This is a genomic window from Thermus sp. (genome assembly GCF_040290245.1).
Lineage (GTDB): Bacteria > Deinococcota > Deinococci > Deinococcales > Thermaceae > Thermus_A.
This window is the reverse complement of record NZ_PSMQ01000006.1, coordinates 1-12,322: the sequence shown is the minus strand read 5'-3', so window position 1 is coordinate 12,322 and position 12,322 is coordinate 1. Positions and strand designations below refer to the sequence as shown.

The 12,322-nt window shown below is 66.5% G+C and carries 14 protein-coding genes, 1 tRNA gene and 2 pseudogenes; 8 read left to right on the top strand and 9 right to left on the bottom strand.

Features of this window, described 5'->3' with window-relative positions; genetic code table 11:
• Positions 1–29: 29 nt before the first annotated feature.
• The 3 genes from C4301_RS01675 to truD form a co-directional block, all read right to left on the bottom strand.
• Positions 30–290: a GlsB/YeaQ/YmgE family stress response membrane protein gene (locus C4301_RS01675; protein WP_352413386.1), complete on the bottom strand. Its 261-nt coding sequence runs from the start codon at positions 288–290 to the stop codon at positions 30–32.
• Positions 291–517: 227 nt separating this feature from the next.
• A complete protein-coding gene (locus C4301_RS01670; RefSeq protein ID WP_352413385.1) occupies positions 518–1,300 on the bottom strand; it encodes an inositol monophosphatase family protein in 783 nt (260 codons plus the stop codon).
• Positions 1,301–1,309: 9 nt separating this feature from the next.
• On the bottom strand, positions 1,310–2,374 hold the full coding sequence (gene truD / locus C4301_RS01665) for a tRNA pseudouridine(13) synthase TruD (RefSeq protein WP_352413384.1): 1,065 nt from the start codon (positions 2,372–2,374) through the stop codon (positions 1,310–1,312).
• 12 nt (positions 2,375–2,386) lie between these two features.
• Between truD and tilS the strand changes: the two genes are divergently transcribed.
• Both tilS and C4301_RS01655 read left to right on the top strand, forming a co-directional pair.
• The gene (tilS, locus tag C4301_RS01660; protein WP_352413383.1) at positions 2,387–3,910 is read left to right on the top strand and encodes a tRNA lysidine(34) synthetase TilS; all 1,524 of its coding nucleotides are present in this window, start codon (positions 2,387–2,389) and stop codon (positions 3,908–3,910) included.
• Positions 3,889–3,980, top strand: a tRNA-Ser gene (locus C4301_RS01655). The genes tilS and C4301_RS01655 overlap by 22 nt, the downstream gene beginning before the upstream one ends.
• A gap of 29 nt (positions 3,981–4,009) precedes the next feature.
• On the opposite strand, the gene C4301_RS01650 is transcribed toward C4301_RS01655, so the two are convergent.
• Complete coding sequence (locus tag C4301_RS01650; protein ID WP_352413382.1) at positions 4,010–4,627, bottom strand: YkgJ family cysteine cluster protein; 618 nt, start codon at positions 4,625–4,627, stop codon at positions 4,010–4,012.
• Positions 4,628–4,660: 33 nt separating this feature from the next.
• On the opposite strand from C4301_RS01650, the gene C4301_RS01645 reads away from it, so the two are divergent.
• Positions 4,661–5,164, top strand: a complete 504-nt coding sequence (locus tag C4301_RS01645; protein ID WP_352413381.1) for a DinB family protein — start codon at positions 4,661–4,663, stop codon at positions 5,162–5,164.
• Between the two features lie 4 nt (positions 5,165–5,168).
• Positions 5,169–5,591, top strand: coding sequence for a DUF3197 domain-containing protein (locus C4301_RS01640; RefSeq protein ID WP_352413380.1), 423 nt, complete (start codon positions 5,169–5,171; stop codon positions 5,589–5,591).
• Here the strand turns inward: C4301_RS01640 and C4301_RS01635 are convergent.
• Genes C4301_RS01635 through C4301_RS01620 form a run of 4 tightly spaced genes read right to left on the bottom strand, consistent with a single transcriptional unit; the run spans position 5,588 to position 9,003 of the window.
• Positions 5,588–6,451 carry a hydroxymethylglutaryl-CoA lyase gene (locus C4301_RS01635; RefSeq protein ID WP_352413379.1) on the bottom strand — a complete coding sequence of 288 codons (864 nt, stop codon included), beginning with the start codon at positions 6,449–6,451 and terminating at the stop codon, positions 5,588–5,590. The two genes, C4301_RS01640 and C4301_RS01635, sit on opposite strands and share 4 nt — an antisense overlap.
• Positions 6,448–8,100: an acyl-CoA carboxylase subunit beta gene (locus C4301_RS01630; RefSeq protein ID WP_352413378.1), complete on the bottom strand. Its 1,653-nt coding sequence runs from the start codon at positions 8,098–8,100 to the stop codon at positions 6,448–6,450. The genes C4301_RS01635 and C4301_RS01630 overlap by 4 nt, the downstream gene beginning before the upstream one ends.
• Positions 8,101–8,140: 40 nt before the next feature.
• A complete protein-coding gene (rnhA, locus tag C4301_RS01625; RefSeq protein ID WP_352413377.1) occupies positions 8,141–8,629 on the bottom strand; it encodes a ribonuclease HI in 489 nt (162 codons plus the stop codon).
• Positions 8,626–9,003: a VOC family protein gene (locus C4301_RS01620; protein WP_352413376.1), complete on the bottom strand. Its 378-nt coding sequence runs from the start codon at positions 9,001–9,003 to the stop codon at positions 8,626–8,628. The genes rnhA and C4301_RS01620 overlap by 4 nt, the downstream gene beginning before the upstream one ends.
• A 161-nt stretch (positions 9,004–9,164) precedes the next feature.
• On the opposite strand from C4301_RS01620, the pseudogene C4301_RS09955 reads away from it, so the two are divergent.
• Both C4301_RS09955 and C4301_RS09950 read left to right on the top strand, forming a co-directional pair.
• Positions 9,165–9,416: pseudogene (locus C4301_RS09955) on the top strand (SDR family NAD(P)-dependent oxidoreductase); the annotation flags it as partial.
• Between the two features lie 22 nt (positions 9,417–9,438).
• Positions 9,439–9,702 (top strand): annotated as a pseudogene (locus tag C4301_RS09950) (SDR family oxidoreductase); the annotation flags it as partial.
• Between the two features lie 33 nt (positions 9,703–9,735).
• On the opposite strand, the gene guaA reads toward C4301_RS09950, so the two are convergent.
• Positions 9,736–11,250 (bottom strand): glutamine-hydrolyzing GMP synthase, encoded by a 1,515-nt coding sequence (guaA, locus tag C4301_RS01610; RefSeq protein ID WP_352413375.1) that lies wholly within the window; start codon positions 11,248–11,250, stop codon positions 9,736–9,738.
• Positions 11,251–11,275: 25 nt separating this feature from the next.
• Here guaA and C4301_RS01605 point away from each other — a divergent pair, with 25 nt between their 5' ends.
• A complete protein-coding gene (locus C4301_RS01605) occupies positions 11,276–11,734 on the top strand; it encodes an S-ribosylhomocysteine lyase (protein WP_352413374.1) in 459 nt (152 codons plus the stop codon).
• Positions 11,731–12,322: 5'-methylthioadenosine/S-adenosylhomocysteine nucleosidase (mtnN, locus tag C4301_RS01600; protein ID WP_352413373.1), on the top strand; the 592-nt coding region annotated here is incomplete at its 3' end. The genes C4301_RS01605 and mtnN, both read left to right, overlap by 4 nt.

Below are 12,322 nucleotides of genomic sequence, written 5' to 3'. Positions count from 1 at the left end.
CCGCCCGCCTTGCCCTTTTCCAGGCGGGGCTAGCGGATAATCCTGAGGGCGCGCAACCCCCAGATCAACACCACCGCTCCAACGACGCCCCAGAATAAGCCTCCCAGGCTAAACGATCCCGCGGAGGCGGCCCCACCGATCCCTAAAACATCTGCAAACAGCCATTTGGCCAGCACGGAGCCCAGGATACCAATGAGGATCTTCCCAATGAGCCCCTCCCGATCCCCCATTAGGCTACTGGCGATCCAGCCGATGATGGCCCCCACCAGGATGGCTACGATCCAGCTCATCGCTTTGCCTCCTCCTTTCATCCTAAGGATACTTCGGTTTGGTGGCCCGGTCAAGCCTGGCCCTCAACCCCCTCCAGGACCCGACGCGTAGATGGGACGGAGTCCATGAACCCTAGCGCAAAAAAAGCGCCTACGGCTGCTTCTTGCAGGGTACTCCTCAATCGATTAAGGGGAGGGGATCACGATGGGAGGTTTGGTGCACCTGAAGCCCTGGGCGAGGCCCTGCCTCACACCTTACCGGTCAGGACGCTCAGAAGGGCCTGGTGGATGTGGCCGTTGGTGGCCACGATGTACCGATGGCCGAGCCGGTAAGGCCCCCCCTCCAGATCCGTCACCCTACCTCCCGACTCCTCCACCAGAAGCCACCCCGCGGCCACGTCCCAGGGGTTGAGCTTGACTTCCCAGAATCCATCCAGCCTACCCGCGGCCACATAGGCCAAATCCAAGGCCGCCGCCCCGGGCCTGCGCACCAGAAGCCCTTTCCTCAAGGCCCGTTCAAAATAGGTGAGGTTTTCCGGATCCTTGGCCACGTCGTAGGGGAAGCCTGTGGCCAGGAGGCTTCCCAGGAGCTCCTGGCGCCCGGTTACCCGGATGGGCCTTCCGTTGAGATAGGCCCCCTGGCCCCGGAGGGCGGTGAAAAGCTCCCCCCGGGCGGTGTCCAGAATAACCCCGAGCTCCACCCGGCCTTCCACCTCGAGGGCGATGGAAACCCCGTAGAAGGGAAAACCATGGGCGTAGTTGACCGTGCCGTCCAAAGGGTCCACCACCCAGCGCACCCCTCCGGGGGCGTCCCCGCCCCCCTCCTCTCCTAGGAAGCCGTGGTCGGGGAAGCGGGAGAGGAGGAGGGCTTTGATGGCCTCCTCGCTTTCTTTGTCCGCCTGGGTGACCAGGTCGGTGGGGCCGGACTTGGCCTTCTGGGTAAACCCCTTCTCCAGGTAGTAGGTGTGGATGCCCTGGGCGAGAAAGGCCGCATCGATGGCGGCCTCGAGGTGGGCTTGCGAGACCCTCACGCCCTCATCTTAAAGGGGAACGGCCTCCTCGAGGTCCTCTGAGGGGGCCTCGGGGGTCTTCTTCATCACCTCCCTGAGGAGGCTGGTGGCGTAGCTTCCCTTGGGCAGGAAGAAGCTGATCCAAAGCCCCTCTTTGGCCTCTTCCACCCTCGCCTCCACCAAAGGGACGCGGATCGGCCGCCGCGCGCCCTTCCGGGCCTGGAACGCCTCCCGGGTGAGCTCGTACCGGGCGAGGACCTCGTCCTCCAGGGCCCGGGCCTGCCCCTGGCTTTCAAAGTATTTCTTTCCGAAAAGGGCCCCCGTGGCGCTGATCTCCAGCCTTAGGGCCCTCTCCAACTCCCGCTCGGGCTCTTGGACCAAAAACTCCCCGCCTGTGTCGTGCTTTTTTGCTACATCCCCCAAAACCACCCGGTCGAAAAGCCCCCGGTCCATCCTGAGGGCTACCCAGTCGTTGAAGAGGAGACTTTGCAGGCTGCCGATGAGAAAGCGCTTGAGCCAGGGGGTGCCCCGGCCCTTTCCCGTCTTGACCAGGCGGTACCCCCGCTCGGGGTTCCGCCCGCCCAGGCCGAACCGCTGGGGGCCATAGTAGTTGGGGACCCCCTTCTTTTTCAGCACGGAAAGCACGGCTTCCGCTTCCGCCTTCCCCCCTTCTGGGTCCCGGATGAGGATGCGGAAGCGGTTGCCCTTGAGGTGGCCGGTCCGGAGCTTGTTCGTGTGGAGATCCGCGCCGAGGAGGCGCACCCCTTTAAGGGTTTCCAGAAGGCAGAGCCGGTCTTCGTACCGCCTGGGCAGGCTGAACCACTGCCGGGTGAGGGCGTGCTTGTCCTTAAGCCCCGCCACCCCGATCTCCTTTTCCGGCACCTTCAGCTCATCCCTCAGAAACTCGAAGACCTGCCGGGTGGTCAGCCCCTCCTTCTCCAGGAGGAGGAAAAGGTGCTCCCCTTGGCCTGAGGGGGTGTAGGCGGGCACCTCCTCCACCTGGAAGTCCCGGGGGAGGACCCGGATCCGGCCCCCCACCCCTGGGAGGGAGGCGGTCAGGTAGGGGTAGCGGTCGAAGTCAAAGCCGAGGTCCACCGCTTCATTATGATGGGGGGCGTGGAGGTTGTGGAGGCCTTCCGGGCGGCTTTGGACCGCCTTGCGCCCAAGGACCCCTTGGTCCTGGCCGTCTCCGGCGGGGGGGACTCGGTGGCCATGGCCCACCTGGTCCATGCCCTAAGGAGGCAGGCGGTCATCGCGCACCTGGACCACGGCCTCAGGCCCGATGCCCACCTGGATGCGGCTTTTGTAGAGGCGCTGGGGAGGAGGCTAGGGTTTCCCGTTTTCCTCGAGCAGGCCCGCCTTGCCCCAGGGGGCAACCTGGAGGCCAAAGCCCGGGAGGCCCGCTACGCCTTCCTTTACCGGGTGGCCAAAAGGGTGAAGGCCCGGGCCATCCTTACCGCCCACACCTTGGACGACCAGGCGGAGACGGTCCTCTTCCAGCTGGTCAAGGGGACGGGCCGGGCCTTGGGCATCCGGGAGAAGCAGGGCCTGGTGGTGCGCCCCCTCCTCGGTTTGGAGCGGCAGGCCCTCAGGACCTTCCTTGAGGCCCTGGGGGAGGCCTGGCGGGAGGACCCCACGAACCAGGACCCTTCCTTGGATCGAAACTACCTTCGCCTGGCGGTTTTGCCCCTTTTGGAGGCGCGCTTTCCCGGGGCCAAGGCCGCGATGGGCCGGTTCGCCCGCGTCCAGCAGGAGGAGGACGCCTTTTTGGAGGCGGAGGCGGCCCGCCGCCTCTTGCCGGACCCCCGGTTCTTCGTCCCCGCCTACCGGGTCCACCCCCTCCTCGAGGCCCCTTGCGTTCTGCGGCGAAGGGCGCTGAGAAGGGTTCTGGAGGCCTTGGACCTCAGGCCTGAAACCCGGCTTCTGGAGCTTCTGGAAGGGGCTTTGAAGGGGAAGGCGGTCACCCTCCCTGGGGGCGTCTTGGCCCGCAGAAAAGGCGGGGTGGTGTTCTTGATCCCCAAGGACCCGCGCCTCCCCCTCCCCCCGGGGTTTCGCCGGCCGAGGCCCGGCGACCGGCTGGCCTCGGGGAAGCGGCTTTTCGAGGCCCTTGCGGAGATGGGCCTCCCCAAGGAGCTCCGGCGGCTTTGGCCGGTCCGGGCGGAGGGGGAGGGGGTGGTCGAGGTCTACGGCCAGACGGAGACCCCCATGCGCCTGGCCCTGGAGGAGGCCCGGCTGGCCCTGGGGGAAGGAGAGGTTCCGGTGGGGGCGGTCCTCCTGTATGGGGACCGGGTTTACCGGGCCCACAACCGGGTGGAGGCTTTGAAAGACCCCACCGCCCACGCGGAGATGCTCCTTCTGCGGGAGGTGGGGGGGGTGCTTTCCCAGGGGAAAACCCGGACGGTCCTGAAGGGGGCCATTCTCTACGTTACCCTCGAGCCCTGCCTCATGTGCTATGGGGCCCTCCGTCAGGCGGGGGTGCGCATCGTCTACGGGACGGAGAACCTGAAGGAGGGGGCCCTCACCCGGTACGGGGTGGGGGAGGGGATGGCGGGTGGACTCCTGGAGGCCGAGTGTGCTAAGCTTCTTACGGGTTTCTTCCGGTCCCACAAGGAGGGGTGCCGGAGCGGTTGAACGGGCCGGTCTCGAAAACCGGTGTGCCCCCAAGGGGGCACCGCGGGTTCGAATCCCGCCCCCTCCGCCAAGGCCGCGGCCTGCGCCGCGGTTTTTGCTTCAGACCACCTGGTACCCCCAGCGCCCCCCTAGGACCCCCAGGTCCTCGAGGAGGCGGATGACCTCCGCCTTCGTTTCGGGCAGGTCCTCGAGGAGGAACAAAAGCCCCGCGATCTCCCCTAGGAGCAGGAAGCCATACCGGGTCCGCTCCTCCTCCCAAAGGGCTTCCATTCTGAGCCGGGCCATGAAAAGCGGGGGCCGGAGGTAGTGGCCGGGGCTGGGGTAGGGGGCATCCGGTCGGCACAGCCTCGGATCCTGGTCCGTGAGCACCCCCCGGCAGGCCAGGGGTCTTTGGGCATAGACCCCGCATAGACCGTCTTCCAACAGGGGGCAGGGGGTGTTTTCCGCAAAGGCCTTTTGAAAAAACCGGGCGGGGAACCCGGGATCGTCCTTGTGCGCCCGAAGGAGAGCGAGCCGCCTGGGTCCTTCGTTTTGGATCCGCTCCCTTTGGGCCTCGTTCAGGTGAGGATAGATGGCCTCGGCCTCGAGGCGGCTTAGGGTCACCCAGGGGTAACAACAGGCGAAGCACCCTGGCCGGCAGGAGGGGATGAGGCCTTTTTCCGCCAGGTAGAAGGCGATGGACCGGTCCAGTTGCTCCGCTTCCTGGTCAAAGGGCATCCCTCGCCAGTATACGCATGGCATAATCAGGACATGCCGGCACCCTTTTTGAATCCCCTTGTCCCGGGTCTGCCCCCCGCCGTCTCCGCCTGGGTGCGGGGGCTTGAGGAGGTAGAGGAGCACCTCAGGAAATGGGCCTTTGAACTTTCGGAGGAGGCGTTTTGGTGGCGGCCCGCCCCGGGCCTGAACCCCATCGGGGGCCTGGTCCGCCACATCCTGGGAAGCTCGCACCGCCTTCTTCGGGCGGGCCTGCCTGGGGAGCTTCCCGAATGGGCCCGGTTGGGGCGGGAGTGGGAGCTCCAGGGGCCCTTAGAGCCGAAGGAGCTGATCTTAGAGCGGTTTGAAGCGGCCTGGCCCAGGCTGGTTTCGGAGTTTAGGGGGCTTGCCGGGGAGGACCTGGCCAGACCGGTCCGGGTGGGGCAGCTGGGGGCAGAGGCGCCCTTGGCCCATGTCCTCCACCACCTGGTGGAGCACGCCCAGCACCACGCGGGCCAGATCATCTACGCGCATAAGCTCCTTCAGGCCCGAATAGAATGAGGGTATGGAACGCATCGGTCTGCGCGCCTCCCCCCAGGCCACCTTGAAGGCGCTCCAGGAGGTCCTCAGGGGGGTGAGGCTCCAAGACGCCAAGGTCTATCTCATTACTGACTGGCAGGACCGGCGCGAAAAGGCACGGTACGCGGTCTTTGTCCACACGCCTAAGAAGAGCGTTCTTAGCCTGGATGCCTTCGGCCCCGCCTTTCCGGGCGGGGAGGAGGCTCTGGCGCGTCTAGTGGAGTTTCTACAGGCCCAAGGGGCGGGCCCCTTCTACGAGGTGGTGCTGCCCCGCTCCACCTTGTACACCCTTTTTGAAATGGAGGATGCAGAGGTTTTGCGCTCGCTGATGGCCTCTGCCAACCCCGCAGACCCCGGCCTTTACCTGGAGGGGGCGGCTTCGCGGGGGACCGGGTCTGGGCGGGGTTAGGCGTACAGGGCTTTGAGCCGGCCCGCCTCTTCCGCCAGCCGGGGGAGGCGGTTTAGATCCACCCCAGTGGTGAAGCCCTGGGCCTCGAGGTAGGGCAAAACCCTTTCCGTGGGGAGGTTCCCCACCAGTTCATCCCCGGCAAAGGGGCATCCCCCCACCCCCGCCAAGGCCCCCTCGAGCCAGCGCACCCCCGCGCTAAGCACCGCCTCCACCTTGGCCAAGACCCCCTCGGGCCGGGCATGGAGATGGGCCCCTAGACCCTCGGGGCCGAAGTGCCGGGTGGCCTCCGCCAACACCCTATGGATCCGGTCCGCCTCCGCCACCCCATAGGTGTCCGCTAGGGCGATCTTTTGCACCCCAAGCGACCTTAGGCGGCCGATGGCCTCCAGCACCCCCTTTGGGCTCCAGGGGTCCCCATAGGGGTTCCCAAAGGCCATGGAGAGGTAGACCACGAGCTCGAGCCGCCCTCGCGTCCTGGCCGCCACCTCCTCCACCAGAGGCCAGGACTCGGCCAGGGTGCGGTTGGTGTTTTTCCTCTGGAAGGTCTCGGATAGGGAGAAGGGGTACCCCACTGCGGTGAGGTTGGGCGCCCGGAGGGCCCGGTCCAGCCCCTTCTCGTTGGCGATGATGGCCAGATAGGTCCGCCCCTCTGGGGGGGGCAAGGCGGCCAGGACCTCCTCCGCATCCCGCATCTGGGGAACCCACTTGGGGGAGACGAAGCTGGTCAGGTCCAGGTGGCAAAAGCCCGCCTCGAGAAGCCCCCTTAGGAAGGCCACCTTTTCCTCGGTGGGGATGAAGCGGGAAAACCCCTGCCAGGCGTCCCTGGGGGATTCCACATAGCGAATGGCTTCCCGCTTCATACCTGGAAGACCCCCAGCCGGAAGGGTTCCCGTTCGGGGTTGAGCGCGCAGGCCTCGAGGGCCCTCACCACCCAGTTTCGGGTCTCGTGGGGGAAGATGACCTCGTCCACCCAGAGCCGGGCCGCGGCGTAGCGCGGGTCCAAGCTCTCCTCGTACCGGCCCTTGATCCGTTCGTAAAGCTCCTTAAGCTCCTCGTCCGAGGGCTCCTTTCCCTGGCGTTTGAGCTTTTCCACCTCGAGCTCTAAGAGGGTCTTCGCCGCCTGGGCCCCGCCCATGACCGCGTACTTGGCGCTGGGCCAGGCGAAGATAAACCGGGGGGCGTAGGCCTTGCCCGAAAGGGCGTAGTTCCCCGCACCAAAAGAGCCCCCCAGGATGACGGTGATCCTGGGCACCACCGAGTTGCTCACCGCGTTGACCAGCTTGGCCCCCCGCCGGATGATCCCCGCCTGCTCCGACTCCTTTCCCACCATAAAGCCCGTCACGTCCTGGAGGAAGAGGAGGGGGATGTTCATCTGGTTCACCTCCAGGATGAACCGGGCGGCCTTGTCCGCGGCCTCCGCGTAGATCACGCCCCCCACCTCGATCCGGCCCCGCTTTTTGACGATGAGCCGCTGGTTGGCCACGATGCCTACGGGAAAGCCCCCGATGCGGGCGAACCCGGTGACCAGGGTCTCCCCGTAGGAGGCCTTGTACTCTAAAAACTCCGAGCCGTCCACCAGCCTTGCGATGACTTCCCGCACGTCGTAAGGCTTGCTCCCGTCCGGGGAGACCAGGCCGTAGAGGTCCTCCTGCGAGTAGAGCGGATCCTGGGCCTCCTTGCGGGCCTCGGCCCAGCTGGCCAGCCGGGCCTTGGGGTAGAGCTCCACGAGCTTCCGGATCCGTTCCAGAGCGCTTTCGTCCGTGGGTTCGTAAAAGTCCACCGTGCCCGAGACCTCCGCGTGCATTTTGGCCCCACCCAGCTCCTCGCTGGTCACCTCCTGGCCGATGGCCGCCTTGACCAGGGCCGGCCCCGCCAGGTAGAGCCCCGAGCCTTCCGTCATCAAAAGCACGTCCGTCATCACCGGGAGGTAGGCCCCTCCGGCCACGCAGTTCCCCATAATGGCGCTGATCTGGGGGATCCCCAAGGCGCTCATGCGGGCGTTTAGGTAAAAGATGCGGCCGAAGTCATCCTGATCGGGAAAGACCTCGTCCTGAAGGGGCAGGAATACCCCTGCTGAGTCCACGAGATAGACCGTGGGGATGCGGTTTTCCAAGGCGATGGTCTGGGCCCGGATGACCTTCTTGGCGGTGATGGGGAAGAAGGCGCCTGCCTTCACCGTGGCATCGTTGGCGATGATCATCCAGTCCTGGCCCTGGATGCGGCCCAGGCCAGCCACCACCCCGCCCGAGGGGGCCCCGCCCCATTCCTCGTACATGCCCCAGCCCGCAAAGGTCATGAGCTCATGGAAGGGGGTTCCCGGGTCGATCAGGCGGGCGATGCGCTCCCGGGCGGTGAGGCGGCCCTTTTGATGCTGGCGCTCCACGGCTTTAGGGCCCCCTCCTTGCCGGACTTTCTCCAGTGAAGCCTTGTACTCCCGGATGACCTCCACCCAGAGGTCCTTGCTCCGTTTGAACTCCTGGCTTTCCCGGTCCAGACGGGTGGGGAGCATGGCCTAAGTATACGGGATTTGGTTTCGCGGGAAAAAAGCGTTATCCACCCTCCCGGTCGTCTCCTGACGGAGAAGCAACCCGGTCTTCTCCCGATGGAGAAGCAGCGCGGGCCCCTTTGGCCAAACGGTCGGCCCGCTCATTCTCCTTGAGCCCGGCGTGCCCCCGCACCCAGTGGAAGACCACCCTGTGCCGGGAGGCCTCCTTCAGGAGGGCCTCCCATAGGTCGCGGTTTTTCACGGGCGCTTTCGAGGCAGTCCTCCAGCCGTTTTTCTGCCACTTGGACAGCCACCCCTCGGCAAAGGCCCTCTTCAGGTACTCGCTGTCCGTGTAAAGGTGGACCTCGCAGGGTTCCTGCAGGGCCCTTAGGGCCTCGAGGGCGGCCTTGAGCTCCATGCGGTTGTTGGTGGCCCCTTCCTCTTCCCGGCCCTGGAGGACCCTCTCGTGGCGTCCGTAGCGCAGAATGGCCGCCCAGCCTCCCCTTCCGTCCGGGGTGGCCGAGCCGTCGGTGTAAACCTCCACCCTCTTCATGGGTCCCAGATCCGGGCCGGGGCGAGCTCCACCAGGTTGCCCGCAGGGTCGCGGGTGTAGAGGCTTTTTCCCTTGGGCCAGCTGGCCCACCAGGCGGGATAGCCCGCCGCCTTCAGCCGCCTCTCCCACTCGGGCAGGCTTTCCTCCTCCACCTGGAAGGCCACGTGCACGCTCCCTCTGGCCCCGTGGGGCGGGGGGTCCGTCTCCTTTTCGGTCTCCTGGGGGTTGAAGACCAGGAACACCCCCCGCCCGGCCCGGAAAAAGGCGTGCCGGGGCGGCTTGAACTGGAAGCACTCGAGGCCCAACACCCCCTCGTAGAAGGCGCGCGCAGCCTCGAGGTCCTCCGCGTAAACGCAGGTTTCGAGCACCTCCATCCCCCCTACTCTACCGCCGCCGCACCTCCCCCAATGGCGCGGCGACCGCCCGCTCCATGTGCGAAGGACCGCTGCGGTGGAAGCCCAACCCGGCGATGCGGGCGCGCCCTCCGAGATCGGGCGGGCCGTAGCCCACCGCATGGCGGAAGCCGGGGCGGAGCTTGAGCTCGTGGACCTGGAGCCGGAGCGGCTTTCCGCCACCGTTCAGGTGCTCGAACCGTTGGGAGGCGCTGCGGGAGCGGACCTTGGACACCCTCATCCACAACGCCGCCCTCTACCCCAGCCGGCCCTTCACCGAGGTGGATGAGGCCTTCTACCGGCGGGGGATGGGGGTGAACCTCGAGGGCACGCTCTGGATGGGCCGGCGCATGATCCAAGCCCGCGGCGCCCAAGGCGGCGTGATCATGAACATCGGGTCCATCGAGCAAAGCCGCGGGGATCGCCTTGACCCGGGCCCTCGCCCGGGAGTACGGCCGGTGCGGGTTCCGCATCAATGCCCTCCTCCCCGGGTGGACGCGCACCCCCGGCACAGACCGGGTCGGCTGCCAGGGGCTGCTGCGCCTCAACTGGAGGATTCTTCAGGCCGGCCTCGAGTTCCACCCATGGCTCCCGATCGGACGGCCGGCCAGCCCGGACGAGATCGCGCGCAGGGTGCTGGTCCTGGCGAGGGGCCTGCAACCTACATCCCCCGGGTTGTGATCCCCGTGGACGGAGGGTTCCTCTCCGGGTGAGCTACTCCCACTCGATCGTCGCGGGGGGTTTGGAGGTGAGGTCATAGACCACCCGGCCTATCCCCGGCACCTCCCGGGTGATGCGCCGGGCCGCCTTGTCCAGGGCCTCGAGGGGTAGCCGGGCCCAGTCCGCGGTCATGAAGTCCTCCGTGGTCACCGCCCTTAGGGCCACCACGTACCCGTAGTGCCGTTCATCCCCGGTGACCCCTACGCTTCTCACCGGCAGAAGGACCGCCAAAGCCTGGTCCACCTGGTGGTAAAGCCCCTCCTCCCAGAGGACCTCCATGAAAATGGCATCGGCCCGGCGCAAAGCGGTGAGCTTCTCCTCCGTGACCTCCCCCAACACCCGAACGGCAAGCCCCGGGCCTGGGAAGGGGTGGCGGAGCCTTAAGGGCTCGGGAAGGCCCAAAAGGAGGGCCAGCGTGCGGACCTCGTCCTTGAAAAGGGTGCGGAACGGTTCTAGAAGTTCAAAGCGCAGGTCTTCAGGAAGCCCACCTACGTTATGGTGGCTTTTGATCTTGGCCGCGTGCTCGGAGCCCGCGGACTCTATGACGTCGGGGTAGAGGGTGCCTTGGGCCAGAAAGCGGAAGGGGCCCTTCTTGCGGGCCACCTCTTCAAAGACCTCCACGAACGCCCGCCCGATGATCTTCCGCTTCTCCTCGGGGTCCTCCACACCTTTGAGCGCCTCGAGAAAGCGCTCCTTGGCCTCCACCACCTCGAGGTTGACCCCCAGGGCCCTCAGCGCCCCTTCCACCTGGGCCCTTTCCCCTTGGCGCAAAAGGCCATGGTCTACAAAGACCGCCAGGTGGTCTACCCCGCTTCGGGCAAGCAAAAGAGCCAAGGTGGAGGAGTCCACCCCTCCGGAGACGGCCAGGAGGACCCGGTCCTTACCCACCCGGCCTTGGACCTCCTGGATGAGGCGTTCTAGGGTCTGCTCCGGGGTCCAGTCCCGCCTGATCCGGGCGAGCTCGAGAAAGTTCTCCAGCATGGCCATGCCCTCAGGGGTGTGCCGCACCTCGGGGTGGAACTGGACCCCCAGGTACCGGCCGTCCTCGCTCATCAGACCAGCTACAGGGTTTTCCTCCGTGCGGGCAATGCTGAAAAAGCCTTTGGGGAGCTCGGCCACGTGGTCCGAGTGGCTCATCCAGACCTGGAGGGGGGGGGTGAGGCCATGAAAGAGGGGGCCTTTGGCCTCCACGAGGAGGGCCTTTCCGTACTCCCGCCGGCCGCCTTTCTCCACCCGGCCCCCGAAGCGCTGGGCCAGGTACTGCATTCCGTAGCAGATCCCCAAGACGGGCAGGCCAAGTTCCAGAACCCGGGGGTCGGGTTTGGGGGCTCCGGGGTCAAAGACGCTGCTCGGCCCTCCGGAAAGGACCAAGGCTTTAGGATTCTCCTCCAGGACCCTCTCCAAGGGGGCCGTGCCGGGAAGGATGACCGAGTAGGCCCTCAGCTCCCGAAACCGCCGGGCGATGAGACGGGTGTACTGGGAGCCGAAGTCCAGGATCACCAGGCTCATGCCCCCATGATGCCATAATGGCCGTATGGCCGAGGTGGAGTCCTTCAAGCTGGACCATACAAAGGTCAAGGCCCCCTATGTCCGCCTGGCGGGCCGGTTTTTGACCCCGAGGGGGGATGTGGTGGAGAAGTACGACCTTAGGCTTGCCCAGCCCAATCGGGAGGCGCTGGCCACCGCTCCTTTGCACACCCTCGAGCACCTTTTGGCAGGGCTCATCCGGGACCAACTGCCCGGGGTCATCGACCTTTCCCCCATGGGGTGCCGGACGGGGTTTTACCTGACCGTTTTGGGCCCCCTTTCCCCGGAAAGGGTCCTGGAGGCCTTCAGGAGGGCCTTGGAAGGGGTTCTTCTGGCCGAAAAGATCCCCGGGGCCTCCGAGAAGGAGTGCGGGAACCACCAGGACCACGACCTGCAAGGGGCCAAGGCCTGGGCCCAAAGGGTCCTCGAGGCGGGGCTTAGACTCCAGGAAAGCGTCTACCTATGACCGCCCTCTTCGCCGCGGAGCCGGAGGAGGCCGAGGCCTTAAGAAGGGCCTTCGGAGCCCGGGAGGCCCTTCTTGCACCCTTTCCCTTGGCCCGAGCCTCCGGCGTGCTGGTGGCCCAGACCGGGGTTGGCAAGGCGGCGGCGGCGAGCGCGGTGGCCTACGTTTTGGCCCGTTATCCCGTCCGCCAGGCCTTTTTTCTGGGGGTGGCGGGGGCTTTGGACCCCTCCTTGCGGGCCTTGGACCTGCTTCTGGCCGAGGAGGCGGTCCAGTGGGACGTGGACCTCACCCCCTTTGGCCGTGGGCCGGGTGAAACGGCCTTTGGAAGGCGGTTCTTCCCCTCGGATCCCGGGCTTCTTTTGCGGGTGGAACAGGCGGCCCGCGCCCTGGGCTACCCCGTGCGCCGGGGCCGGGTGGCCACGGGGGACCGGTTTTTGGCCGATCAGAGGGAGGCGGAGCGCATCCGGACCCTTTTTGAGGCCAGCGCGGTGGAGATGGAGGGGGCGGCCGCCCTCTTCGTGGCCTGGCGGTTCCAGGTGCCGATGGCCTTGGTCCGGGCGGTGACGGATGGGGCGGGGGAGGGGGCTGGGG

Coding starts and splice junctions, on each gene's coding strand:
- C4301_RS01675 (WP_352413386.1), bottom strand. CDS start 290: ATGAGCTGGATCGTAGCCATCCTGGTGGGGGCCATCATCGGCTGGATC.
- tilS (WP_352413383.1), top strand. CDS start 2,387: ATGGGGGGCGTGGAGGTTGTGGAGGCCTTCCGGGCGGCTTTGGACCGC.
- C4301_RS01650 (WP_352413382.1), bottom strand. CDS start 4,627: ATGCCCTTTGACCAGGAAGCGGAGCAACTGGACCGGTCCATCGCCTTC.
- C4301_RS01645 (WP_352413381.1), top strand. CDS start 4,661: ATGCCGGCACCCTTTTTGAATCCCCTTGTCCCGGGTCTGCCCCCCGCC.
- C4301_RS01640 (WP_352413380.1), top strand. CDS start 5,169: ATGGAACGCATCGGTCTGCGCGCCTCCCCCCAGGCCACCTTGAAGGCG.
- C4301_RS01635 (WP_352413379.1), bottom strand. CDS start 6,451: ATGAAGCGGGAAGCCATTCGCTATGTGGAATCCCCCAGGGACGCCTGG.
- C4301_RS01630 (WP_352413378.1), bottom strand. CDS start 8,100: ATGCTCCCCACCCGTCTGGACCGGGAAAGCCAGGAGTTCAAACGGAGC.
- rnhA (WP_352413377.1), bottom strand. CDS start 8,629: ATGAAGAGGGTGGAGGTTTACACCGACGGCTCGGCCACCCCGGACGGA.
- C4301_RS01620 (WP_352413376.1), bottom strand. CDS start 9,003: ATGGAGGTGCTCGAAACCTGCGTTTACGCGGAGGACCTCGAGGCTGCG.
- guaA (WP_352413375.1), bottom strand. CDS start 11,250: ATGAGCCTGGTGATCCTGGACTTCGGCTCCCAGTACACCCGTCTCATC.
- C4301_RS01605 (WP_352413374.1), top strand. CDS start 11,276: ATGGCCGAGGTGGAGTCCTTCAAGCTGGACCATACAAAGGTCAAGGCC.